Origin of the sequence: Microlunatus aurantiacus (genome assembly GCF_039536605.1) — a bacterium.
GTDB classification, from domain to species: domain Bacteria; phylum Actinomycetota; class Actinomycetes; order Propionibacteriales; family Propionibacteriaceae; genus Microlunatus; species Microlunatus aurantiacus.
Window position 1 is genome coordinate 183141 of sequence record NZ_BAAAYX010000020.1, and the last position, 23151, is coordinate 206291.

Below are 23151 nucleotides of genomic sequence, written 5' to 3' on the forward strand. Positions count from 1 at the left end.
GCGCACTAGTGTTCCGGACGTGACAGACCGTTTTGTGCAGGCGGAGCTCGGGGCAGCCGAGGGGGGTGCGGAGCAGACCGCACCCGACGCGAGGGCCCGGGCGCGGCACGCGGAGCTGACCGAGCGGCTGGACGAGGCGCGGTGGCGCTATCACGTGCTGGACGCCCCGACTATCTCCGACGGCGAGTTCGACGCCGCCATGCGCGAGCTGAACGCGATCGAGGAGGAGTTCCCGGCCCTGCGGACCCCCGACTCCCCGACGCAGAAGGTCGGCGGACCGCCGGCCACCACCTTCGCCGCCGTCGAGCACCCGATGCGGCTGCTCAGCCTGGACAACGTGTTCAACCGCGAGGAGCTCGACCGGTGGGCTGCTCGTGCCGTGCGGGAGCTGGGGGAGGACCAGATCGCCCGCTCGGGCTACCTGTGCGAGCTGAAGGTCGACGGTCTCGCCATCGACCTGCTCTACACCGACGGGCGGCTAACCCGGGCCGCGACCCGGGGTGACGGACGGTTCGGGGAGGACGTGACGGCCAACGTCTCCACCATCGACACCATCCCGCGGCGGTTGACCGCGAGCGACGAGCACCCGCTGCCCAGCACCTTGGAGGTGCGCGGCGAGGTGTTCTTCGCGGTCGAGGAGTTCGCCAAGCTCAACGAGTCGCTGGTGGCCGACGACAAGGCCCCGTTCGCCAACCCCCGCAACGCGGCGGCCGGCTCGCTGCGGCAGAAGGATCCCAAGATCACCGCCTCGCGTCACCTCGGTTTCGTCAGCCACGGTCTCGGCGTGATCGAGGGCGTGCGGTTGGACCGGCTGTCCACGGCGTACGACGCCCTGGAGTCGTGGGGTCTGCCGGTCAGTCCGCAGCGCAAGGTCTGCCCGGACCTGGATGCGGTGTGGGCGTTCATCGAGCACTTCGGCGTGCACCGGCACTCGGTGGTGCACGAGATCGACGGCGTGGTGATCAAGCTCGACGAGCGGTCGGTGCAGGACCAGCTCGGCTCGACCTCCCGCGCACCGCGCTGGGCGATCGCGTTCAAGTACCCGCCGGAGGAGGTCACCACCAGGCTCCTGGACATCCGCGTCAACGTGGGACGGACGGGCCGGGTCACGCCGTACGGGGTGATGGAGCCGGTGCTGGTGTCCGGCTCGACGGTCGGCATGGCCACGCTGCACAACGCCAGCGAGGTGAAGCGGAAGGGCGTGCTGATCGGCGACACCGTCGTGCTGCGCAAGGCCGGCGACGTCATCCCCGAGATCGTCGGTCCGGTGGTGGAGCTGCGCAGCGGCGACGAGACCGAGTTCGTGATGCCGACCCACTGCCCCGAGTGCGCCACTCAGCTGCGGCCGGAGAAGGAGGGCGACGCCGACCTGCGCTGCCCGAACACCCGCTCCTGCCCCGCCCAGCTGCGGGAGCGGTTGTTCCACCTGGCCAGTCGACAGGGCCTGGACATCGAGGTGCTCGGCTACCAGGCGGCCCAGGCGCTGCTCGACGCCGGGCTGATGGTCGACGAGGGCGACCTGTTCGACCTCACCGAGGAGAAGCTGCTGGGCACCGAGCTGTTCACCACCAAGGCAGGCACCCTCAGCGCCAACGGTGCCAAGCTGCTGGCCAACCTGGACGAGGCCAAGACCCGACCGCTGGACAAGTTCCTGGTGGCGCTGTCCATCCGGCACATCGGCAAGGGGGTCGCCCCGGACGTGGCCCGGGCGTTCGGCTCGATCGACGCGCTGGCTTCGGCGACACCGGAGCAGCTGGGCGAGGTGGAGGGCATCGGGCCGACGCTGGTCACCGCCATCACCGACTGGTTCGCCGTCGACTGGCACCGCGAGATCGTGCGCAAGTGGCAGGCCGCCGGCGCCGTGATGGAGGACGACCAGCCCGAGCAGCTGGACCAGTCCCTGGCCGGCCTGCCGATCGTGGTCACCGGTTCCTTGGAGGGCTTCACCCGCGACTCCGCCGCCGAGGCGATCACCTTGCGGGGCGGCAAGGTCGCCGGGTCGGTGTCGAAGAAGACCGCGTTCGTGGTGGTGGGGGAGTCGCCCGGTTCCAAGTACGACAAGGCCGTGACGCTCAAGGTCCCCATCCTGCGCGGGGCCGACGCGTTCCGGGTGCTGCTGGACGACGGACCCGAGGCCGCGACCGCCGTCGCCACGGTGGGGGAAGCCTGACGCCGACTATCCTGGCCCGGTGCCGAAGGTCTTCTCCAACCTCAATCTGAACGCGGGTACGCCGCCGCGGGTCCAGCCCAACCTGGGCGAGTGGGGTCCGGGGATGGTGCCGACGACCAGGTCGAAGCGACGGATGCGGATCTGGGTCGGTCTGGCCCTGTTCGGCGCCCTGCTCGCCTGCTTCCTGCTCGGGTGGTACGTCTACTACCTGATGACCGGCAGCTTCGGCTTCGGCCTCGGCGACCAGGGCTGACCGCTCACCAGAACGGCAGCACCCCGACCCCGTACGCGACCAGCAGGAACCGGGTGACCCGGCCGACCAGGACGATCGGGGCGAAGTAGCGCAGCTTCATGGTGGTGGCTCCGGCGAGAAGGGCGACGGCGTACAGGGGCGGGAAGCCCACGACAGCGGCCAGCAACGTGATCGGCAACCCCCAGCGCTTCGTCCCCACCAGGCGCAGCAGGGCCTGGATCGCGTCGTGCCAGGCCTGGCGCAGGCGACCGCGCGGTTCGACGCGACTCCTGGCCCGGTGCTCGCGGACGAAACGGAACCTCCGGCCACGCCGGACGCCGAGGAACAGCAGGCACTTCCCGACGGTCTGCCCGATGCCCACCCCGACCGCCACCGGCACGATGCCGGCGACCGCGGACACCTGGGACACGAGCACGTAGACCTCGGCGTTGACCACGGGCACGATGGCCGACACCACCCCGAACGCCACGGAGGTGAGCCACGCCAAGAACACCCCCCAGGTCACCGGGGCAGGGTACGCGACCGGGGGCCACGCTTCGGGGGCTACGGGATCAGCGCGGCGAGGTGGTGCAGGCGGGCGATCTCGGAGTCCAGGAACGCCGGGCCGCCCAATCGGCCGATGGCGATCGCCCGGCCCCGGTTCAGCGGGACCACCACCACCGTGGAGTCGGCCCAGCCCGGGAGCCAGCCGGAGGGGAGCTCCAGCCGGTGGGTGATGTCGAACGGCGCCAGGACCGCGGTGCTCGCCGTGTCGAAGTCCGGCGCGAGGGTGGTCGAGGCCAGGCTGACGACCTCGCCGTCGCCCACGCCCAGCAGCACCGACCAGTGCGACCGGAACACCACGGGGCTCAGCGACACCAGCGTCTCGGCCGCGTTCGCCGGGTCGGCGGTCATCCGCTCGAGGGCTTCGAGGTCGGACTGCAGCCCACCCCCCTCGGGATAGCGGGAGATCCACTCGACCCGCACGCCCTCCAGGTGGTGGCAGGCGGTGATGATGGTCTCCGGCAGCTGACCGGGGGGGAGGTCCACGATGAAGTCGTCGACGACGACGCCGGATCCCTTCTCCACGATCTCGACGGCGTTGATGTCGCCGCCCACACTGCCCATGGCACTCGCGACCGCACCCAACGAGCCGGGGCGATCGGGCAGGGCCACACGCATCAGGTACACGGACTCATCCTCTCCCATCTTGCGTTACCCGTATGTTTCAGCCCGGATGATGGCGCGTGACAGGGTGTCCCCGTGCCCCGCTTCCTTCCCTTCGCCGCTCTCCGGTACGCCGCTGTCGACCACCTAGCCCGCCTGATCGCGCCGCCGTACGACGTGCTGTCCGACGCCGACCTCGACCACTACCTGGCGTCGGACGAGCACAACATCACCCATGTCGACGTCCCGCGCGGCGGCGAGGGCCGCTACCAGATCGCTGCCGAGACCCTGGCGGACTGGCGGGGGGCCGGGGTCCTGGTCACCGACGAGCGACCGAGCTTCACCCTCTACCGCCTGGCGTTCACCGACGAGACCGGGGAGGCCCGGGAGATCGTCGGCGTGCTGGGCGGTCTCGAGGTGGTCGACGTCGACGCCGGCGGCGTGCTGCCCCACGAGCGCACCACACCGAAGGCCTCGACCGACCGGCTCGATCTCACGCGCGCGACGCAGGCCAATCTCTCCCCGATCTGGGGGTTGTCCCTGGCCCCCGGACTGGCCGCGCTGCTGGCCGAGCCGGGCGAACCGGTCGGCGAGGTGGTCGAAGGTGGGGTCACCCACCGGGTCGAGCGTGTCAGCGATCCCGAGCGGATCGCCGCGATCAGCGCCGCGATCGGGACCGACGACGTGCTGATCGCCGACGGCCACCACCGCTACGGCATCAGCCGGACCTACCGCGACGAGGTGCGCGGCGCGACGGGTCGCACCGACACCCCGGCCGAGGAGACGCTGGCCTTCGTCAGCGAGCTGGTGGCCGACCAGCTGAGCGTGGCCGCGATCCACCGGCTGTACGACCGGATGTACGCCGAGTTCAGCCACACCTTCCACCTGACCGAGATGGGCCGCCCGACGCCGGAGACCCTGGCCGCGATGCAGAACGAGGGGTTCCTGGTCCTCTACACCCGCGACCGGACCTACCGCCTCGACCCGATCCCGGGCGCCTTCCACGAGATCCGCTCGTTGGACGGGGCCTGGCTGGAGCACACCCTCGGCGACGTCCCGGTGACCTACCAGCACGGCCTCGCCGAGACCATCGCCGCCGTCGACGACGGGCGGGCCGAGGCCGCTGTGCTGATCCGGCCGGTGAGTGTGGCGGAGATCGAGCGGACCGCCCGGGAGGGCCTGCTGATGCCACCGAAGTCGACGTTCTTCACCCCCAAGCTGAAGACCGGCTTCGTGGTCCGCCCGCTGTGAACGCCCGTGCGTGCGGTGCCGCCGAGACGGGGTGGGGTGAACCGGGGAGCGTGCGGGTGACCGGGTGTGCGTTCGGGTGACCGGGTGCACGATCGTTTGACCGGACGTGACTCGGCGACGGCAACCGGGCGGCCGGGGAGGCGTGACGACTGGCCGGATGCGACTTCGAAGTCACGTACGGCGTCCCGCCCCGCGGGCCGACTGGCCGGATGTGACTCCGAAGTCACGTACGGCATCCCACCCCGCCGGCCGACTGGCCGGATGTGACTCCGAAGTCACGTACGGCGTCCCACCCCGCGGGCCGACTGGCGGGATGGGACTCGCCGGCGACGAACGGCTCTCCCGGAGGCGTGACGGTCGGCCACACGTGACTCTCGAGTCGCGAACGCCCCGCCCTCGGCGCCGTGCGCGTGCCGGAGGGGCCACCTGTCCCGGTGGCGGGCCTAGGATGGGCGACCGACTCCGTAGGCGAGTCGGCAACGACGACCTGAAGAGAGAGCTGACCCGTGGCACTGAGTCCTGACGACGTGGCCGCCCTGGCCCGGCTGGCGCGGATCGAGATGACCGCCGACGAGCTGGCCCACCTGGCGCCGCAGCTCGACGTGATCTTGGAGTCGGTGGCCAGCGTGTCCGACGTCGCGACCGAGGACATCCCGCCGACCTCGCACGCGCTGCCGCTGACCAACGTCTTCCGCGAGGACGTGGTCCGGCCGTCGCTGCCGGTGGCTGACGTGCTGGCCGGCGCGCCGGCGTCGGAGCAGGACCGCTTCCGGGTCCCGCGGATCCTCGGGGAGGCGTGATGGCCACCGACGTCACCCACGCCACCGCCGCCGACCTGGCCGCCGCCATCGCCGCGGGCGAGACCACCTCGGTCGCCGTCACCGCTGCCCACCTGGACCGGATCGCGGCCGTCGACGGCGAGGTGCACGCCTTCCTGCACGTCGACGGCGAACGGGCGCTGGAGCAGGCCGCGGTCATCGACCACCGGATCGCCGGCGGGGAGAAGCTCGGACCGCTGGCCGGGGTCCCGTTGGCCCTCAAGGACATCCTGACCTACCGCGGCGCCCCGACGACCTGCGGCTCGAAGATCCTCGAGGGCTGGCTGCCGCCGTACGACGCCACCGTCACCCGGCGGCTGCTGGACGCCGACCTGGTCATCCTGGGCAAGACCAACCTGGACGAGTTCGCCATGGGCTCCTCGACCGAGAACTCCGCGTACGGCCCGACCCGCAACCCGTGGGACACCACCCGGATCCCGGGCGGCTCCGGTGGCGGCAGTGCCGCCGCGCTGGCCGCCTTCGAGGCGCCGCTGGCCATCGGCACCGACACCGGTGGCTCGATCCGCCAGCCGGCGTCGGTCACCGGCACGGTCGGCGTGAAGCCGACCTACGGCGGCACCTCCCGCTACGGCGTGGTGGCCATGGCGTCCTCGCTGGACCAGCCCGGCCCCTGCGCCCGGACGGTGCTGGACGCCGCCCTGCTGCACGAGGTGATCGCCGGTCACGACCCGATGGACTCCACCTCGATCGACGCCCCGGTCCCCCCGGTGGTGGAGGCGGCCCGCTCCGGCGACGTGGCCGGGCTCCGGATCGGCGTGGTGAAGGAGCTGAGCGGCGAGGGCTATGCGCCCGGCGTCGAGCAGCGCTTCCGCGAGGCCGTCGAGCTGCTGGCCTCCCTCGGCGCCGAGATCGTCGAGGTGTCCTGCCCGCACTTCGTCTACGCCCTGGGTGCCTACTACCTGATCATGCCGAGCGAGGTGTCCTCCAACCTGGCCAAGTTCGACGCGATGCGGTTCGGGCTGCGGGTCGGCGACGACGGCAACCACAGCGCCGAGCAGGTGATGGGGCTGACCCGCGAAGCCGGTTTCGGGGCCGAGGTCAAGCGCCGGATCATCATCGGCACCTACGCCCTGTCCAGTGGCTACTACGACGCCTACTACGGCTCGGCCCAGAAGGTGCGGACGCTGATCAGCCGCGACTTCGCCGCCGCGTTCTCCTCCGTCGACGTGCTGGTCTCGCCGTCCACCCCCGTCACCGCGTTCCCGTTGGGGGAGAAGGTCGACGACCCGCTGGCCATGTACGCCAACGACCTGTGCACCATCCCGTCCAACCTGGCCGGCAACGCCTCGGCGTCCTTCCCCGTGGGGTTGGCGCCGGAGGACGGTCTGCCGGTCGGGTTGCAGGTGATGGCCCCCCCGCTGGCCGACGACCGGCTCTACCGGGTGGGGGCCGCGCTGGAGCGGGCTCTGACCGCTCGCTGGGGCGGACCGCTGCTGGCGCAGATCCCGGACCTGGAGGTCGCCCGATGAGTGAGCCCGTGGTCGACTACGCCGACGCCCTGGACCGGTACGACCCGGTGCTCGGGCTCGAGGTGCACGTCGAGCTGAACACCGCGTCCAAGATGTTCTGCGGCTGCTCGACGGTGTTCGGGGCCGAGCCCAACACGCAGACCTGCCCGGTCTGCCTGGGGCTGCCCGGGTCGCTGCCGGTGGTGAACGCCAAGGCCATCGAGTCCGCCATCCGGATCGGGCTGGCGCTGAACTGCTCGATCGCCGAGTGGTGCCGGTTCGCGCGGAAGAACTACTTCTACCCCGACATGCCGAAGAACTACCAGATCTCCCAGTACGACGAGCCGATCGCCTACGACGGCTGGTGCGAGGTCGAGGTGGACGGCGAGAGCTACCGGGTCGAGATCGAGCGCGCCCACATGGAGGAGGACACCGGCAAGTCGCTGCACGTCGGCGGCGCCACCGGACGCATCCACGGCGCCGACCACTCGCTGCTGGACTACAACCGCTCCGGGGTGCCGCTGATCGAGATCGTCACCAAGCCGATCGAGGGCGCGGGGGACAAGGCGCCGCAGGTCGCCCGGGCGTACGTCGGCATGCTGCGCGAGCTGCTGCGCGCCCTCGGTGTCTCCGACGTGCGGATGGAGCAGGGATCCTTGCGCTGCGACGCCAACGTGTCCCTGCGCCCGTCCCCGGACGCGGAGTTCGGGACCCGGACCGAGACCAAGAACGTCAACTCGCTGCGCAGCGTCGAGCGGGCCATCCGCTACGAGATCACCCGCCAGGCCGCGGTGCTGGACGACGGGGGGTCCGTCACGCTGGAGACCCGGCACTGGCACGAGGACACCGGGGTGACCACGTCGGGCCGGACCAAGGAGTCGGCCGAGGACTACCGCTACTTCCCCGAGCCGGACCTGGTGCCGGTCGCCCCGAGCCGGGAGTGGGTCGAGCAGCTGCGAGGCACGTTGCCCGAGCCGCCCGGGGACCGGTTGAAGCGGATCAGCGCCGAGTGGGGCTTCACCGAGATGGAGATGCGGGACGTGGTCAGCGCCGGCGCGGTGGACCTGATCGACGCCACGGTGGCCGCGGGGGCGTCGCCTCAGAGCGCCCGCAAGTGGTGGCTCACCGAGATCTCCCGGCACGCCAACGACGCCGGCCAGGAGCTGGCCGACGCACCGATCACCCCGGCCCAGGTCGCCGAGGTGCAGGCCCTGATCGAGGCCGGGACGATCAACGACAAGCTGGCCCGGCAGGTCATCGAGGGTGTCCTGGCGGGGGAGGGCTCACCGGCCGAGGTCGTGGCGTCCCGCGACCTCGCCGTGGTCTCCGACGACGGTGCCCTGGGCGCGGCCGTGGACGCGGCCATCGCCGCCAACCCGGACGTGGCCGACAAGATCCGGGCCGGCAAGGTGCAGGCCGCCGGGGCCCTGATCGGTGCGGTGATGAAGCAGATGCGCGGGCAGGCCGACGCGGCCAAGGTCCGCGAGCTGATCCTGGCCAAGCTCAGCTGAGCCCGGCCGCCGATCTCAGAGCGGGCGGCTGGGGTACTGCGTGGTCGGCGGGGTCACGACGACCTCGTCGGCGCCCAGCCGCACCTCGGTCAGCCACATGGTCCGACCGGGGATGGTGGACCCCACGGCGTCGGGCGGCCAGGCGTGGAACGCCATCCACGTCCGGTCCCCGACGGTGACCAGGGCGCAGTGCCCCGGGCCGGCGGCCACGTCGTTGCTCATCAGGACCGGATCGGGGAGCTTGGTGAACGGCCCGGTCGGCCGGGTCGCCCGGGCCACCCCCACGGCGTAGTCGGCGGAGTCGTAGGCGTTGGCGGAGTAGAACAGCCAGTACGTCCCGCTCGCCTCCACCACGAACGGGGCCTCGACCAGCGATCCCTCCCACTGCTGGTCCTGCTTGATCAGCTTGGTCGGCTTCCCGACCAGACGGGTGCCGGACGCGTCCAGCTCCTGCACCGAGATCCAGGTGTCCACACCGACCCGGTTGCCGTCGTTCTTCCAGTACAGGTAGCGCTTCCCGTCCGGAGCGGTGTACGGATGGGCGTCGATCGAGCCGCCGTCGTCGGTCTCGCAGACCAGGGGCTCGTCGGAGGAGTCGACGTACGGGCCACCGGGGGAGGTGGCGACCGCGAGCCCGATGCTCTGGATGTCGCCCCGGTCGGCCGGGGCGGGGGTGGTGTAGTACATCAGCCAGCGGCCGTCGCCGCCGCGGGCCACCTCCGGTGCCCACACGTCGCCGCCCGTCGTCCAGTCGGGTACCGACGGCAGGGAGTCCGGCATCTGGTCCCAGGTCACCAGGTCGCGGCTCCGCAGCGTCTGGATGTTGGCCCCGTTGCCGTTGGTCGCGAAGACCCACCAGCTGCCGTCGTCGTCGGCGATGATCATGGGGTCGGGCACGTTGCTGTCGATCACGGGGTTGGTGAAGCCCACCGGTCCTCCGGTCGCGGAGCCGTTCCCCGGGGCGGGATCGGCGGGGGTGGGTGAGCAGGCGGAGCCAGCCGCCCCGACCATGATCATCGCGGTGATCAGCTGCCGCCGTGTGGTCGTGGGCACCCGGGGTGACCTCCTGGTCGAGTGGCTGGGTCAGCGAAACCCCGAGGACGGAGTCCGGCATCGCTGATAGCGTCCGCGACATGCGCGCAACCGTCAAGGACGTTGCCCGCCTGGCCCAGGTGTCGCCCAAGACCGTGTCGAACGTCGTCAACGCCACCACCCCGGTGAGCGACACCGTGCGGGCCCGGGTCGAGTCGGCGATGCTCGAGCTCGACTACGTGCCGAACCTCTCGGCGCGGGCCCTGCGGAACGGCCGCAGCGGCCTGATCGCTCTCGCCCTGCCCGACCTCAGCACCCCGTACTCGGCGGAGATGGCGCACCACATCGTCACCGAGGCGCGCGACCGTGGACTCGGCGTCCAGATCGAGGAGACCGCGGGGAGCGGTGAGCGGGAGCTCAACCTGATCTTCAAGGCCCGCGCGCACCTGATCGACGGTCTGGTGCTCAACCCGGTGATGTTGCAGAACGTCAGCGTGCAGCCAGGTCTCTCGCTGCCCCCGACCGTGTTCATCGGCGAGGTCGACCAGGACGTCGGCGATCACGTCTGGGTGGACAACGTCGCGGCCGCCCGTGATCTCACCGAGCACCTGATCGGGTTGGGTCACCGGCGGATCGCGATCATGGGGTTGATGGCGTCGGAGACGTCGCGCCTGCGGCTGAAGGGCTACCGGGCCGCACTGCGTCGCGCGCGGATCCCGCGACAGGTAGCGCTCGAGATCGTCGACGCGGAGTGGTATCCCGCCGGTTCCTTCGCTGCGCTGAACGCCTACCTGGACGGCCACGAGCTGCCCGAGGCCTTCGTCTGCCTGACCGACTCGATCGCGATCGGTGTGCTCAGTGCCCTGTGGACCCGCGGTCTGCGGGTGCCGGACGACGTGTCCGTGGTGGGCTACGACAACGTGGCCGACGGCGCGTTCGCCGCACCCCCGCTGACCACCATCGACTTCGACAAGCCGGCCTACGCGGCCACCGTCCTCGACCTGCTGGGCGCCCGGATCGCCGACCCGGAGCGACCGGTCAGCCGGGTCGTGATGACCCACCGACTGGTCGTCCGTTCCAGCACCGCCCCGCCCCGCCGGTGAGCCGGGGGCGGCCGGTCCGCCCGCCGCCCGACACGGTGCAGATCGTTGTCCGCCGACCATTGCATCGTTGTAGGCCGTGCGTTAGGGTCCGTCTACACCGCCGCAATACAACGATGTAGAGAGGCTCGTCACCGAATGCCCCGTGCTCGTCTGGTCCTGGACGCCGCCTTCGCCCTGGCCCCGGTGCCGCGTCGCCTGTTCGGGTCCTTCGTCGAGCACATGGGTCGCTGCGTCTACACCGGCATCCACGAACCGGGCCACCCGACCGCTGACGACGCGGGCTTCCGCGGAGACGTCCTCGAGCTGACCCGGAGGTTGGCCCCCACGGTGGTCCGCTACCCGGGCGGCAACTTCGTCTCGGGGTACCGCTGGGAGGACGGCATCGGTCCGGTGGCCGATCGGCCGTCCCGGCTGGATCTGGCCTGGCGCTCCCGGGAGCCCAACGAGGTCGGCCTGCACGAGTTCGACAGTTGGGCCCGTGAGGTCGACACCGAGGTCATGATGGCGGTCAACCTGGGCACCCGCGGTCTGCAGGAGGCCTGCGACCTGCTCGAGTACGCCAACCACCCGGGCGGCACCTACTGGTCGGACCGCCGGATCGCCAACGGGTCCACGGATCCGTTCGGCTACCGCCTCTGGTGCCTCGGCAACGAGATGGACGGACCGTGGCAGATCGGCCACAAGACCGCGTACGAGTACGGACGGCTCGCCGCCGAGACCGGCCGGGCGATGCGGCTGGTCGACCCGGACATCGAGCTGGTCGCCTGCGGTTCGTCGCACGCGCAGATGCCGACCTTCGGTGCCTGGGAGAGCGAGGTGCTCACCCAGTGCTACGACACCGTCGACTACGTCTCGCTGCACGTCTACTACTCCGAGCACGACGGCGACACCGACAGCTACCTGGCCTCGGCCGTGGACATGGACGGCTTCATCGAGGCCGTGATCGCCACCGCGGACGCGGTCCGGGCCCGCGGGCGGCACACCAAGACCATCGACCTGTCGTTCGACGAGTGGAACGTGACGCGGCCCAGCGAACGCGGCGGTGACGACCTGGCCCGACAGGCGCCGTGGGCGCTCCACCCGCGCCTCGGGGAGAGCGAGTACGGCATCGTCGACGCCGTCGTCGTCGGCACCATGCTCAACTCCCTGCTCCGGCACGGCGACCGGGTCACCGTCGGCTGTCAGGCCCAGCTGGTGAACGTCCTCGGGCTGATCCGATCGGAGGAGCTGGGAGACGCCTGGCTGCAGACGATCGCCTATCCATTCGAGCAGATGCGTCGGCTCGCCCGGGGCAGCATCCTGCAGGTGGTCGCGAGCAGCGACCACCAGGACACCGCGCGGTTCGGGGACGTCCCGGTCGTGGACGCGACCGCCACCTACGACGCGGAGACCGGCACGGCGGCGGTCTTCGTGGCCAACCGGAGCCGCACCGAGGCGGCCCGGCTGGAGGTCGACTGCCGGGGACTTCCCGTCGGCCGGCTGACGGCGGCCACCGTGCTCGCCGTTCCGGACGGCACGCCCGTCGATCTGACCAACCGCGACCGACACGACGCGATCGTGCCGAAGCCCTTCCACGGCGCCCAGCTCGACCAGCAGATCCTGCGCGCCGACCTGCCACCCCTCAGCTGGACCGTCTTCGAGCTGGCCCGACCCGCGGCCTAGCCCTTCCCCACCCCTCTCTCAAGGAGAAGCATGACAACGTCGTTCTCGATCTCCCGCCGCTCGTTGCTGGGCGGCGCTCTCGGTCTGGCGGCCACCGCCGGGCTCGCGGCCTGCTCACCCGGCTCGGCCGGCGCCCCTGGTCAGCAGGAGTCCGTGGCCGGAGGGGGCGGCGCAGAGGGCTATGACGGCCCGGCCGTGTCGCTCGCGTTCTGGAACGGCCTCACCGGCGGTGACGGCCCGATCATGCGCAAGATGATCGACGCGTTCAACAAGGAACACCCCAACATCAAGGTCAGCATGACCGCGATCGCCTGGGCCGAGTACTTCCAGAAGCTGCCGGCGGCGGTCAGCAACGGCAAGGCCCCCGAGATCGGCCTGATGCACAACGACGACCTGGCCACCAACGCCGCACGTCAGGTCATCACGCCCCTGGACGACGTCGCCGAGGCGCTGAAGCTGTCCGAGTCCGACTTCGTCCCGATCGCCTGGAACGGCGGTCTCTACCAGGGCAAGCGCTACGGCATCCCGCTCGATGTCCACCCGGCCGGCTTGTTCTACAACAAGAACGTGCTGGAGAAGGTGGGTGCCGACCCGGAGAAGCCGCCGACCACCGGCGACGAGCTGATGGCCATCCTCGACCAGTGCAAGTCCAAGGGCATCCAGGGGATGTGGACCTCGGCCCTCAGCGTCAACGGTCTCTCCTCCCAGACGACGGTCTACCAGTTCGGCGGCAAGATGGTCAGTGACGACGGCCTCTCCGCCGACTTCGGGGAGGAGCCGGCGCAGAAGGCGATCTCCTGGTGGAAGAGCCTGATCGACAACGGCTACAGCCCCAAGAACGCGGCGAGTGACGGTGACTTCGTGTCCTTCACCAACGACAAGGCCGCGTTCATGATCAACGGACCGTGGAACACCACCCCGCTGGACGCGATCAAGAAGCTGAAGTGGGGTGCCGCCCCGGTGCCCAACATCGGTGGGGAGCAGGTCACCTGGGCCGGGTCGCACCAGTTCGTGCTGCCGAAGCAGCAGAAAGCCGACGAGAACAAGCAGGTCGCTGCCCGCGTGTTCGTCAACTGGATCTCCCAGCAGTCGCTCACCTGGGCCACCGCCGGGATGGTCCCGGCCCGCAACTCGGTCCGCGAGGATCCCGAGTTCGCCAAGATGGGCCCCGTCACCGAGTTCGCCAAGGAGGTCGACTACATCCGGTTCGTGCCGCCGATCCCCGGCGTGAACGACGTGATGCCGGAGTGGGTCACCGCCACCAGCGAGGCGATGCTGGGCAAGAAGCCGGTCAACGAGGCGCTGCCGCAGGCGGCGGAGAAGGCGAACAAGATCCTGGCCGCCAACCAGAAGAAGTACGGATGACCAGCAGCACGGTGAGCCGTGCGGAGGCGGTGGGGGCCGCGAGTCAGGCCCCCCCGCCCCGCAAGGGGAAGCTCCGGCTCAACCACACGCTCACCCCGTACCTGATGCTGCTGCCGTACGTCGCGCTGCTCTGCGCGTTCGTACTGGGCCCGGCCGTGTTCGGTCTCTGGGTGAGCCTGCACGACTGGGACTTCCTGCTGCCGAACAAGCCCTTCATCGGACTGCAGAACTACCTCGACCTGGCCGATCCGGACTCCATCACGTTCGAGCCGTTCTGGAAGGGCATGCGCGCGACAGCCATCTTCGTGGTGGCCAGCGTGCCGTTCCTGGTGTTCGTCCCACTGGGGATCGCGCTGCTGCTGAACCGCACGTTCCCCGGACGATCCTTCTTCCGGGCGATGATCTTCGCCCCGTTCGTCCTCGGCATCGCCGTCATCGGCGTGCTGTTCCGCTACCTGCTGGACAGCCAGTTCGGCCTGATCAACTACGCGCTGGGACTCGTCGGGATCCCGGCGATCGGTTGGACCCAGACCCAGCCGTGGGCCTGGGTGGGACTGGTCGGCGTGACCGTCTGGTGGACCCTCGGCTTCAACACCGTGATCTACCTGGCCGGACTCCAGGGCATCCCGCGGGACCACTACGAGGCCGCGTCGCTGGACGGCGCCGGCACGTGGGGGAAGTTCGCCTACGTCACCGTGCCCGGTCTGAGGAACATCCTCGTCTTCATCGTCACCACCACGGTGCTGGCCAGCGCCAACATGTTCGGCCAGTCCTACCTGATCACCAACGGTGGTCCCGGTGACAGCACCAAGACCGCGATCATGGTGATGACCCAGGAAGGTCTGCGCAGCTTCAAGATGGGCTCCGCGACAGCCATGAGCTACGTGCTGGCCGTCTTCCTGATCCTGATCTCGATCATCAACTTCCTGGCCCTGCGAGAGAGGGAGAAGAAATGACCACCACCGAACCCTCCAACGCCGAGCTGATCGGGAACGGCGGGCCCGCGGCACCCGCCGTACGCCGTCGCGCCTACCGCCAGGACCGCAACGGGCCGTTCTTCTGGGTGGGACTGGTCGCGCTGTCGTTGATCTTCGTGATCCCGCTGGTGTGGATGGTGCTGACGTCCTTCCGTACCGTTGAGGACTCGCGCCGGATCCCGATGACCCTGATCCCGGACGAGTACACCCTGCGCGCCTACCAGCTGATGTTCGCCGACGAGCAGAACCCGGTGTTCACCTGGGCTCTGAACTCACTGCTGGCGGCCACGGGTCACGCCATCCTGGTGCTGGTGACGGCCTCGATGGCCGCCTACGCGCTGGCCCGGATGCAGTTCCGCGGTAAGAACGTGCTGTTCGGGATCATCGTCGTCACCCTGTTCGTGCCGGGCTTCATCTTCTTGATGCCCAACTACCTGATCATGGACCAGCTCGGTTGGCTGGACACGCTGATCGCCCTGATCGTGCCCGGAGCCGCGGGTGCCTTCGGGGTGTTCTTCCTCCGGCAGTTCTTCCTGGCCATCCCCAAGGAGCTGGAGGAGAGCGCCCGGATCGACGGGGCGAACACCTGGCAGATCTTCACCAGGATCGTGCTGCCCAACTCCAAGCCGGCCCTGGTGACCCTGGCCCTGATCGCGTTCCTGGCGAACTGGAACGACTTCGTCTGGCCGATCTTCGTGTTGTTCTCGCCGGAGCGGCTGACCCTGCCGGCCGGCCTGGCCACCCTGCAGGCGGCCTACAACATCGACTACCCAGTGGTCATGGCCGGTGCCACCGTCGCCGCCCTGCCCGTGTTGATCCTGTTCGTCTTCGTCCAGCGCTACGTGATCGAAGGCGTAGCCACGAGCGGCCTGAAAGGCTGATCCCCGCCCTCATGATCCCCAAACCCGAGCACCCCCGTCCGCAGTTCCTCCGCCCCGACTGGTTGAACCTGAACGGTCACTGGCAGTTCGAGGTCGACACCGCCAACAGCGGGCTCGAACGCGGGCTGCGGACCCGAGACCTCACCGACGAGATCCTGGTGCCGTTCGCCCCCGAGAGCGAGGCGTCGGGGGTCGGCACCACCGACTTCCTGGAGGCGGTCTGGTACCGCCGGACGGTCGTCGTGCCCACCGACTGGTCCGGTCGACGGGTCGTGCTGCACTTCGGCGCCGTCGACCACGACGCCACGGTCTGGGTCAACGACGTGGAGGTGGTGCGGCACCGTGGCGGGTTCAGCTCCTTCGACACCGACATCACCGCCACGCTGGGCGGAGGCGTCGAGGCGACGATCGTGGTGCGGGCCCGCGACACCCGGCACGGTCCGCAGGCCCGGGGCAAGCAGGCCCGTGAGTACGCCAACCACGACTGCGTCTACACCCGGACCACCGGCATCTGGCAGACCGTCTGGCTGGAGGCGGTGCCGGAGGTCCACCTGCAGCGCGGGGCGGTCACCCCGAACGTCGGGGCGTCCTCGTTCACCGTGGCGCTGCCGGTCAGCCAGAACCGACCGGGCTGGACGGCCACCGCGACCCTGGCCGACAACGCCGGGCAGGTGGTGGCGGCCAGCAGCCGGGTCGACCTGGACCGGGCACCGACGGTCACGCTGGCGGTCCCGGACGACCGCGTACGGCTGTGGTCACCCGACGACCCGCACCTCTACGACCTGACCCTGGAGCTGCACGACGACACGGGCGCACTGGTCGACCGGGTGCAGAGCTACACCGGTCTGCGCTCGGTCGCCCTGGACGGCCAGGCGATCATGATCAACGGACAACGGGTGTTCCAGCGCCTGGTGCTCGACCAGGGCTACTGGGCCGACTCGTTGATGACCGCCCCGGACGACGCGGCGCTGCGCCGCGACATCGAGCTGTCCCTGGCCGCCGGGTTCAACGGCGCCCGGCTGCACCAGAAGGTGTTCGAGGAGCGGTTCTACCACCACGCCGACCGGCTCGGCTACCTGGTCTGGGGCGAGTTCGGCGACTGGGGTGCCAGCGTCGGTGGGCACGACACCGACCACCAGCAGCCGACCGCCAGCTTCGTCACCCAGTGGCTGGAGGTGCTGCGCCGGGATGTCAACCACACCAGCATCATCGGCTGGTGCCCGCTGAACGAGACCCACCAGGGTCTGCACGACCGGATCACCCAGCTGGACGACGTCACCCAGGCCATGTTCTGGGCCACCCGACTCGCCGATCCGACCCGGCCCGTGCTGGACGCCAGCGGCTACTCCCACCGGGTGGCCGAGACCGACGTCTGGGACAGCCACGACTACGAGCAGGACCCGGAGCGCTTCGCGGCCAACCACGCCGGGCTGGCCGACGGCCGGCCGTTCGCCAACCGCCACCTCGACCGGGACCTCTCGCTGCCGTACGCGGGCCAGCCCTACTTCGTCTCCGAGTTCGGCGGCATCTGGTGGAACCCGGACGCGCTGGACGCCGACGGTCGGGTCCGGACCGAGTCGTGGGGCTACGGCGACCGGGTCGGTGACGAGGAGGGCTTCTACGCCCGCTTCGAGGGACTGACCGGGGCACTGCTCGACGACCCGCGGATGTTCGGCTACTGCTACACCCAGCTGACCGACGTGTTCCAGGAGGAGAACGGCATCTACCGGTTCGACCGCAGCGACAAGCTGGACGTCGAACGGATCCGCAAGGCCCAGCAGCGGCCCTCCGCGTACGAGCTGTGAGGGAGTAGGCGGTGAGGGCGCTGATCGCGATCCTGACGGTGGTCCTGCTGCTCCTGACGACGTCGGCCCCCGCCGACGCGCGGCCCCCGCGGGAGCCGATCCGGAACCCGGTCAGTGCCTCCTTCGCCGACACGTTCGCCGACCCCGCGGTGATCCAGGGCAAGGACGGCTGGTGGTACGCCTACTCGACGGCCGACCCGCTGCGGGCCGATGACGCCCCGGGCGTCATGCACATCGCGCGGACCCGCGACTGGCGGTCCTGGAGCTACCTCGGCACGGTGTTCGACGGGAGCAACCGGCCCTCGTGGGCCACCGCGACCTCGGGGTTGTGGGCGCCCGACGTGCGCTACGTCGCCGGTCGCTACGTCCTCTACTTCACCGTCACCGACACCACCCTCCACCCGGGGGACGACTCGGCCATCGGTGTGGCGACCGCACCGACCCCGGTCGGGCCGTGGACGCCCTCGGACACCCCGGTGGTGGCGCCGCGCGCGGCGAGCGGTGGCGGGTTCCTGTGGACCTTCGACCCGGCCGCCTTCACCGACGTGGAGGGCCGTCACTACCTGTACTACGGCTCCTACTTCGGCGGGCTGTGGGTGACCCGGCTGAGTGCCGACGGTCTCACCCCGGTCGGCGCGGCCACCCAGGTGGCCATCGACAACCGCTACGAGGGCAGCTACGTGGTCCGCCACGACGGCTGGTACTACCTGATGGGCTCGGCGGCCAACTGCTGCGCCGGGCCGACCACCGGCTACTCGGTCTTCGCCGGCCGCTCGCGCTCACCCCTGGGTCCGTTCCTGGACGCCGACGGGATCTCGCTGCTGGCCTCGGCCGTCGGCGGGACCACCGTGCTCACCCAGAACGGCAACACCTGGGTGGGCGCCGGCCACCACGCCGTGGTCACCGACGCCCGCGGGCAGACGTTCGTCGTCTACCACGCCATCGACCGCAACCAGCCCTGGCTGACCGAGCCGTTCGGCATCAACCGCCGACCGATGCTGATCGACCGCCTGGACTGGATCGACGGCTGGCCGCGCACGCGTGCGGGTCTCGGACCGAGCGACGGACCGCAGGCGGCTCCGGTGACCGGCTCCGGCCTCGGCATCACCGCCGAGGATCCCGCCGCACGGGGGATCTGGGGCGCCACGGCGGGACCGACCGATCCCCAGTCCGGCCCCACGGCCCGGGTCCGCGGGGTGGCCACCACGCAGCGCCCGGCGCCGGCGGACCGGGTCCGGCTCCGGGCCGACCTGCGCGGCGACCGGGCCACCACCGTCGTGCTCGGACGCGGTGACCGTCGGCTGCGGGTGACCTTCGACCCGACCGGTCAGCGACTGACCGTCCGTGCGGGGACCGGGGCGACGGTCCGCACCCCCGTGACCTTCAGCCCGGGCTGGCGGACCCTGACCGTGACCGCGGACGGACCCCAGGTGACGGCCCAGGTGAGCTCGTCGGATCTGGCGGACCCGGCCGCCGAGGTGACCACCCGGGTGCGCGGCTTCGCGGTCTCCTCGGCCCCGGTCCAGGTGTCCGGCTCCGACACCCTGCTGGACAACCTGACCATCCGTCCGCTGGCCCGACCGCACACCACGGCGGCTCCGGTGCCGCAGGTCGGCCGGCTGCTGGGAGGCGACGAGTTCGACAGCCCGGCGCTGACCGGCTGGGACGTCGTGCGTCCCAGCGGCGACGTCACCGTCGCCGACGGCGCCCTGAGCTGGCGGCTGACCTCGACCGACCTGACCGGGGGGAGCAACAACGCCACGGTGCTGCTGCGGCAGCCGCCCGCGGGGGACTGGATCGCCGAGACCAGGCTGCGGTTGGACCTCGGCACCGACACGGTCCGCAACTACCAGCAGGCGGGTCTGGTCGCCTACCGCAGCGACGACGACTTCGCCCGGCTCGGCTCGGTGGCGATCTGGAACACCCGGCAGACCGAGTTCGGTCGGGAGCTGGTGGCCACCGCGGACGGGGGCACGTCCTACGGCGGCGCGGTCATCGGCACGCCGGCGCCGGAGGTCTGGCTCCGGCTGGCCCACACGACCGACGCGGCGGGGGAGCACCTCTTCCGGGCCGGCACCAGCCGCGACGGGCGGGCGTGGACCTGGGGGGCGACCTGGACCTTCGCGCCGGGAGCCACACCGAGGATCGGGCTGGTGGCGCACGGCGGCGCCGAGCCGGCCACCACCGCGACGTTCGACTACCTCCGGCTCTATCGTCTGGCCCCATGACCTACACCACGTCGACGCTGCCGTCAGCGACCGAGGGACTCACCCTCACCACGTACGCCTGGGAGGGGGTGGAGCAACCGAAGGCCGTGGTCCAGCTCTCGCACGGTCTGGCCGAGCACGCCGGTCGCTACGACCGGCTGGCCACCGCCCTGAACGGGGCCGGCTACCTCGTCCACGGTCACGACCACCCCGGGCACGGTGCCACCGGCGAGGCCGCCGACTCCCTGGGTTCGTTCGGCGCGGCGGGCTGGACCGGTCTGGTCGCCGACGTGGCGACCGTGGGTCGGTGGGTCGCCGCGCAGCAGCCCACGCTGCCGCGGTTCCTGATCGGCCACTCGATGGGCTCGTTCGCCCTGCAGCAGGTGATCGTCGACCACTCCGACCTGTGGTCGGGCGTGGTGCTGTCGGGCACCACCGCCCTCGACCAGCTGGCGGCGGGGATGGCGGCGAGCGCGGACGACGCGAGCGGCGACCTGAGCGCCTTCAACGCCGGCTTCGAGGACCGGACCGGCTACGAGTGGCTGAGCCGGGACGAGGCCGAGGTCGACCGCTACGTGGCCGACCCGTGGTGCGGCTTCCAGACCACGCCGGACGTGATGCCGCAGATGCTGGGTGCGGCGGACCGGCTGGCCGACGGGGCCGTGCTGGCCGGCATCCGCCCGGACCTGCCCGTGCTGGTCGTGTCGGGAGACGCGGACCCGCTCGCGGGCGGCGGCACGCTGGTCGAGCTGGTGGGTCAGCGCTACTCCGACGCCGGTCTGACCGACGTGACCGTCCGGCTCTATCCCGGGGCGCGGCACGAGATCTTCAACGAGACCAACCGCGACGAGATCACCGCCTTCGTGATCAACTGGCTGGATGCCCACACGTCCTGAGCTGGTCGGTGACCTGGGAATGGTCGCCAGCACCCACTGGATCGCCTCCGCCGTCGGGATGGGGGTGCTGGAACGCGGCGGCAACGCCGCCGACGCCGCCGTGGCGGCCGGCTTCGCCCTGCAGGTGGTCGAGCCGCACCTGAACGGGCCCGGCGGTGACCTGCCGCTGCTGCTGTGGGACCCGACCCGCGCCGAGGTGCGCGTGGTCTGCGGTCAGGGGGTCGCCCCGGCGAGCGCCACGGTGCAGGCCCTGCGTGACCGCGGCGTGGAGACGGTCCCCGGCACGGGTCTGCTGGCCGCTGTCGTCCCGGGCGCCTTCGGTGCCTGGCTGACCCTGCTGGCCGGCTGGGGCACCTGGACGGTCGCCGACGTGCTCGAGCCGGCGATCGCCCTCGCGGCGGGCGGTCACCCGCTGCTGCCGACCGCCGCCGCCACCATCAACGCCTCGGCGGAGCGGTTCCGGCGGGACTGGCCGACGTCGGCCGACCTCTGGCTGACGGCGGGTCGGGAACGGGCGGCCGGTGAGCGGATCCGGAACCCGGTCCTCGCGCGGACGTACGAGCGGATCATCGCCGAGTCGGCGGCGGCGGGCCCGGACCGGGAGGCCCAGATCGAGGCGGCCCGCCGGGCCTGGTACGAGGGCTTCGTGGCCGTGGCGGTCGACCGCTTCTCCACCGAGCAGGGCGGTCTGCTGACCGGACAGGATCTGGCCGGGTGGTCGGCGACGGTCGAGGACCCGGTGCTCGGCGGCTATGCCGGCATCACGGTGGCCAAGACCGGACCGTGGGGCCAGGGACCGGTGCTGCTGCAGCAGCTGGCCCTGCTGGAGGCGGCCGGACTCGGCGAGCACGAGCCCGGCAGTGCGGGCTGGATCCACCTGATCACCGAGGCGGCCAAGCTGGCCTTCGCCGACCGGGACGCCTGGTACGGCGACCCGACGGTGACCGACGTTCCCCTGTCCACCCTGCTGTCCGCGGCGTACGCGACCGAGCGGGCCGCCCTGATCGGCGGCGACGCCTCCCCGGAGCTGCGGCCGGGGTCGCCGGACGGGCGGGTGCCGGTGCTGCCGCCGTACTGGACCGAGGGTGCCGGAAGCGGACCGGAGGCCGGCGGCGGGGAGCCGACGCTGAACCCGCCACGGGGCGACACCTGCCACCTCGACGTCGTCGACGCGAACGGGATGATGATCTCCGCGACCCCCAGCGGCGGCTGGCTGCAGTCGTCGCCGACCATCCCCGAGCTGGGATTCTGCCTGGGCAGCCGGGCCCAGATGTTCGCGCTGGTGGACGGGCTGCCCAACACCCTGCGCCCCGGCGCACGCCCCCGGACCACGCTGTCCCCGTCGCTGGCCCTGCGGGAGGGCGAGCCCTGGCTGGCGTTCGGGACACCCGGCGGCGACAGCCAGGACCAGTGGAGTCTGCACGTGCTGCTCAACCTGCTGCACAGCGGCGACAACCTGCAGCAGGCCATCGACCGGCCGTCGTTCGACACCGCGGCGATGATCGACTCCTTCCACCCGCACGGGTTCCGACCCGCGAACCTGCGGCTGGAGGGTCGGCACGCCCGAGCGGTCCGGGACGACCTCGCCGACCGGGGCCACCGTCTCGAGGTCACGGCGGACTGGTCGCTGGGCCGGGTGAGCGCGGTGGCGCGGGAGGACGGCTGGCTGAAGGCCGGTGCCAACGCCCGTGGCCACCAGGGCTACGCCGTCGGCCGGTGACGACTCCGGCGCCGCCTGCCGGGCCGCCGCGTCAGCCCAGCCGACGCAGGGTGAAGGGCTCCCCGGGTGCGAGCACGTGGATCCGGTCCGGGTTCGTCACCCGGTCGACCAGGGTGGCCGGATCGGCGTTGAACGGCGGGAAGTCCGGGGCGTCGACCGAGCCCCAGTGGTGCAGCAGCAGCGGCGTGCTCGGGTAGGCGTTCGCCATCTCGACGGCCCCGGCCAGACCGAAGTGCCACTCGCTGTCGGAGAAGTCGAACAGCATCGCGTCGGGGGCCGGCCTGGTCAGGTGGTGATCGCGGATCAGGCGCGAGTCGCCGGGCGCCCAGATCGTCCCGTCCGGGGTGTCCAGCCAGAAGCCACAGGCGTCCTCCTTCTGGTGGATCCGATCGCTGGCCCCGGGGACCTCGTTCTGCCAGGCGTGGTCGGCGGGCGTGAGGGCGACAGCGGCGTGCCCGACCGTGAACTGCTCGCCGATGTCGTGGCCGTGGGCCGGCAGGTCGTCGGCGGCCATCAGGGACGCCACGTACCGGGTGGAGTGGTAGGCGGCGGTGACCGGTGCCAGGTCACGGCAGGTCGGGACGCTGTAGTGGTCGTTGTCGCTGTGGGTGACCAGCACCGCGTCGAGCCGTTGCACGTCGGTGGCGGCGATCGGCATCTCGATCATGATCGGCATGTCGAAGCCACCCAGCAGCGGGTCGATCATGATCGTGGTGCCACGGCTGTTGATCAGGAAGCCGGCCATGCCCAGCCAGCGCAGCACCGTGTCGGTGGTCTCGGTGAACGCCTCGGGACCGAACCGTCGGGTGGCGGGCGCCTTGGCCTGCCCGTGTTCCGCCATGGTGCTTGCTCCGTTCTTCGAGGACGCCGTCGCAGCCGGCCGGC

19 protein-coding genes are annotated in these 23151 nt (G+C 71.1%); 15 read left to right on the forward strand and 4 right to left on the reverse strand.

Going from position 1 to position 23151, the window contains the following annotated elements; all coding sequences use genetic code 11:
• Positions 1–19: 19 nt before the first annotated feature.
• Together ligA and ABD714_RS19250 are read left to right on the forward strand one after the other, a co-directional pair.
• Positions 20–2170, forward strand: coding sequence for an NAD-dependent DNA ligase LigA (gene ligA / locus ABD714_RS19245; protein WP_344814066.1), 2151 nt, complete (start codon positions 20–22; stop codon positions 2168–2170).
• Positions 2171–2189: 19 nt separating this feature from the next.
• The gene (locus tag ABD714_RS19250; protein WP_344814067.1) at positions 2190–2423 is read left to right on the forward strand and encodes a hypothetical protein; all 234 of its coding nucleotides are present in this window, start codon (positions 2190–2192) and stop codon (positions 2421–2423) included.
• A gap of 4 nt (positions 2424–2427) precedes the next feature.
• On the opposite strand, the gene ABD714_RS19255 is transcribed toward ABD714_RS19250, so the two are convergent.
• Together ABD714_RS19255 and ABD714_RS19260 are read right to left on the reverse strand one after the other, a co-directional pair.
• Entirely contained in the window at positions 2428–2928 is a 501-nt protein-coding gene (locus ABD714_RS19255; protein WP_344814068.1) for a hypothetical protein, read from the reverse strand.
• A 38-nt stretch (positions 2929–2966) separates the two neighbouring features.
• Positions 2967–3587, reverse strand: a complete 621-nt coding sequence (locus tag ABD714_RS19260) for an ACT domain-containing protein (RefSeq protein ID WP_344814311.1) — start codon at positions 3585–3587, stop codon at positions 2967–2969.
• 78 nt (positions 3588–3665) lie between these two features.
• Here ABD714_RS19260 and ABD714_RS19265 point away from each other — a divergent pair, with 78 nt between their 5' ends.
• The 4 genes from ABD714_RS19265 to gatB all read left to right on the forward strand — a co-directional run bounded on the left by ABD714_RS19265 (position 3666) and on the right by gatB (position 8618).
• Complete coding sequence (locus ABD714_RS19265) at positions 3666–4820, forward strand: DUF1015 family protein (protein ID WP_344814069.1); 1155 nt, start codon at positions 3666–3668, stop codon at positions 4818–4820.
• A gap of 506 nt (positions 4821–5326) precedes the next feature.
• Positions 5327–5620 carry an Asp-tRNA(Asn)/Glu-tRNA(Gln) amidotransferase subunit GatC gene (gene gatC, locus ABD714_RS19270; protein WP_344814070.1) on the forward strand — a complete coding sequence of 98 codons (294 nt, stop codon included), beginning with the start codon at positions 5327–5329 and terminating at the stop codon, positions 5618–5620.
• Positions 5620–7128 (forward strand): Asp-tRNA(Asn)/Glu-tRNA(Gln) amidotransferase subunit GatA, encoded by a 1509-nt coding sequence (gene gatA, locus ABD714_RS19275; protein ID WP_344814071.1) that lies wholly within the window; start codon positions 5620–5622, stop codon positions 7126–7128. The genes gatC and gatA overlap by 1 nt, the downstream gene beginning before the upstream one ends.
• Positions 7125–8618, forward strand: coding sequence for an Asp-tRNA(Asn)/Glu-tRNA(Gln) amidotransferase subunit GatB (gene gatB / locus ABD714_RS19280; RefSeq protein WP_344814072.1), 1494 nt, complete (start codon positions 7125–7127; stop codon positions 8616–8618). Before gatA ends, gatB begins: the two co-directional genes overlap by 4 nt.
• A 15-nt stretch (positions 8619–8633) precedes the next feature.
• Here the strand turns inward: gatB and ABD714_RS19285 are convergent, their stop codons facing one another.
• The gene (locus ABD714_RS19285; RefSeq protein WP_344814073.1) at positions 8634–9671 is read right to left on the reverse strand and encodes a glycoside hydrolase family 43 protein; all 1038 of its coding nucleotides are present in this window, start codon (positions 9669–9671) and stop codon (positions 8634–8636) included.
• Between the two features lie 80 nt (positions 9672–9751).
• On the opposite strand from ABD714_RS19285, the gene ABD714_RS19290 reads away from it, so the two are divergent.
• The 9 genes from ABD714_RS19290 (at position 9752) to ABD714_RS19330 (ending at position 22266) form a co-directional block, all read left to right on the forward strand.
• Positions 9752–10753: a LacI family DNA-binding transcriptional regulator gene (locus tag ABD714_RS19290; protein ID WP_344814074.1), complete on the forward strand. Its 1002-nt coding sequence runs from the start codon at positions 9752–9754 to the stop codon at positions 10751–10753.
• A gap of 135 nt (positions 10754–10888) precedes the next feature.
• Complete coding sequence (gene arfA, locus ABD714_RS19295; RefSeq protein ID WP_344814075.1) at positions 10889–12415, forward strand: arabinosylfuranosidase ArfA; 1527 nt, start codon at positions 10889–10891, stop codon at positions 12413–12415.
• Between the two features lie 30 nt (positions 12416–12445).
• Positions 12446–13780, forward strand: a complete 1335-nt coding sequence (locus ABD714_RS19300) for an ABC transporter substrate-binding protein (RefSeq protein ID WP_344814076.1) — start codon at positions 12446–12448, stop codon at positions 13778–13780.
• Positions 13777–14736: a carbohydrate ABC transporter permease gene (locus ABD714_RS19305; protein ID WP_344814077.1), complete on the forward strand. Its 960-nt coding sequence runs from the start codon at positions 13777–13779 to the stop codon at positions 14734–14736. The genes ABD714_RS19300 and ABD714_RS19305 overlap by 4 nt, the downstream gene beginning before the upstream one ends.
• Positions 14733–15638 carry a carbohydrate ABC transporter permease gene (locus tag ABD714_RS19310; RefSeq protein WP_344814078.1) on the forward strand — a complete coding sequence of 302 codons (906 nt, stop codon included), beginning with the start codon at positions 14733–14735 and terminating at the stop codon, positions 15636–15638. The genes ABD714_RS19305 and ABD714_RS19310 overlap by 4 nt, the downstream gene beginning before the upstream one ends.
• Before the next feature lie 11 nt (positions 15639–15649).
• A complete protein-coding gene (locus ABD714_RS19315) occupies positions 15650–17443 on the forward strand; it encodes a glycoside hydrolase family 2 protein (protein WP_344814079.1) in 1794 nt (597 codons plus the stop codon).
• Positions 17444–17454: 11 nt separating this feature from the next.
• A complete protein-coding gene (locus ABD714_RS19320; RefSeq protein WP_344814080.1) occupies positions 17455–19671 on the forward strand; it encodes a glycoside hydrolase family 43 protein in 2217 nt (738 codons plus the stop codon).
• Entirely contained in the window at positions 19668–20546 is an 879-nt protein-coding gene (locus tag ABD714_RS19325; protein WP_344814081.1) for an alpha/beta fold hydrolase, read from the forward strand. The genes ABD714_RS19320 and ABD714_RS19325 overlap by 4 nt, the downstream gene beginning before the upstream one ends.
• Positions 20530–22266, forward strand: coding sequence for a gamma-glutamyltransferase family protein (locus ABD714_RS19330; RefSeq protein ID WP_344814082.1), 1737 nt, complete (start codon positions 20530–20532; stop codon positions 22264–22266). The genes ABD714_RS19325 and ABD714_RS19330 overlap by 17 nt, the downstream gene beginning before the upstream one ends.
• Before the next feature lie 31 nt (positions 22267–22297).
• Here the strand turns inward: ABD714_RS19330 and ABD714_RS19335 are convergent, their stop codons facing one another.
• Entirely contained in the window at positions 22298–23107 is an 810-nt protein-coding gene (locus ABD714_RS19335) for an MBL fold metallo-hydrolase (RefSeq protein ID WP_344814083.1), read from the reverse strand.
• Positions 23108–23151 lie beyond the last annotated feature (44 nt).

What these genes read in the sequence shown, in the direction of transcription:
- ABD714_RS19315 (WP_344814079.1), top strand. Translation starts at nt 15,650, where the DNA reads ATGATCCCCAAACCCGAGCACCCCCGTCCGCAGTTCCTCCGCCCCGAC.
- ABD714_RS19330 (WP_344814082.1), top strand. Translation starts at nt 20,530, where the DNA reads ATGCCCACACGTCCTGAGCTGGTCGGTGACCTGGGAATGGTCGCCAGC.
- ABD714_RS19325 (WP_344814081.1), top strand. Translation starts at nt 19,668, where the DNA reads ATGACCTACACCACGTCGACGCTGCCGTCAGCGACCGAGGGACTCACC.
- ABD714_RS19335 (WP_344814083.1), bottom strand. Translation starts at nt 23,107, where the DNA reads ATGGCGGAACACGGGCAGGCCAAGGCGCCCGCCACCCGACGGTTCGGT.
- ABD714_RS19300 (WP_344814076.1), top strand. Translation starts at nt 12,446, where the DNA reads ATGACAACGTCGTTCTCGATCTCCCGCCGCTCGTTGCTGGGCGGCGCT.
- ABD714_RS19305 (WP_344814077.1), top strand. Translation starts at nt 13,777, where the DNA reads ATGACCAGCAGCACGGTGAGCCGTGCGGAGGCGGTGGGGGCCGCGAGT.
- ABD714_RS19310 (WP_344814078.1), top strand. Translation starts at nt 14,733, where the DNA reads ATGACCACCACCGAACCCTCCAACGCCGAGCTGATCGGGAACGGCGGG.
- arfA (WP_344814075.1), top strand. Translation starts at nt 10,889, where the DNA reads ATGCCCCGTGCTCGTCTGGTCCTGGACGCCGCCTTCGCCCTGGCCCCG.
- ABD714_RS19290 (WP_344814074.1), top strand. Translation starts at nt 9,752, where the DNA reads ATGCGCGCAACCGTCAAGGACGTTGCCCGCCTGGCCCAGGTGTCGCCC.
- gatA (WP_344814071.1), top strand. Translation starts at nt 5,620, where the DNA reads ATGGCCACCGACGTCACCCACGCCACCGCCGCCGACCTGGCCGCCGCC.
- gatB (WP_344814072.1), top strand. Translation starts at nt 7,125, where the DNA reads ATGAGTGAGCCCGTGGTCGACTACGCCGACGCCCTGGACCGGTACGAC.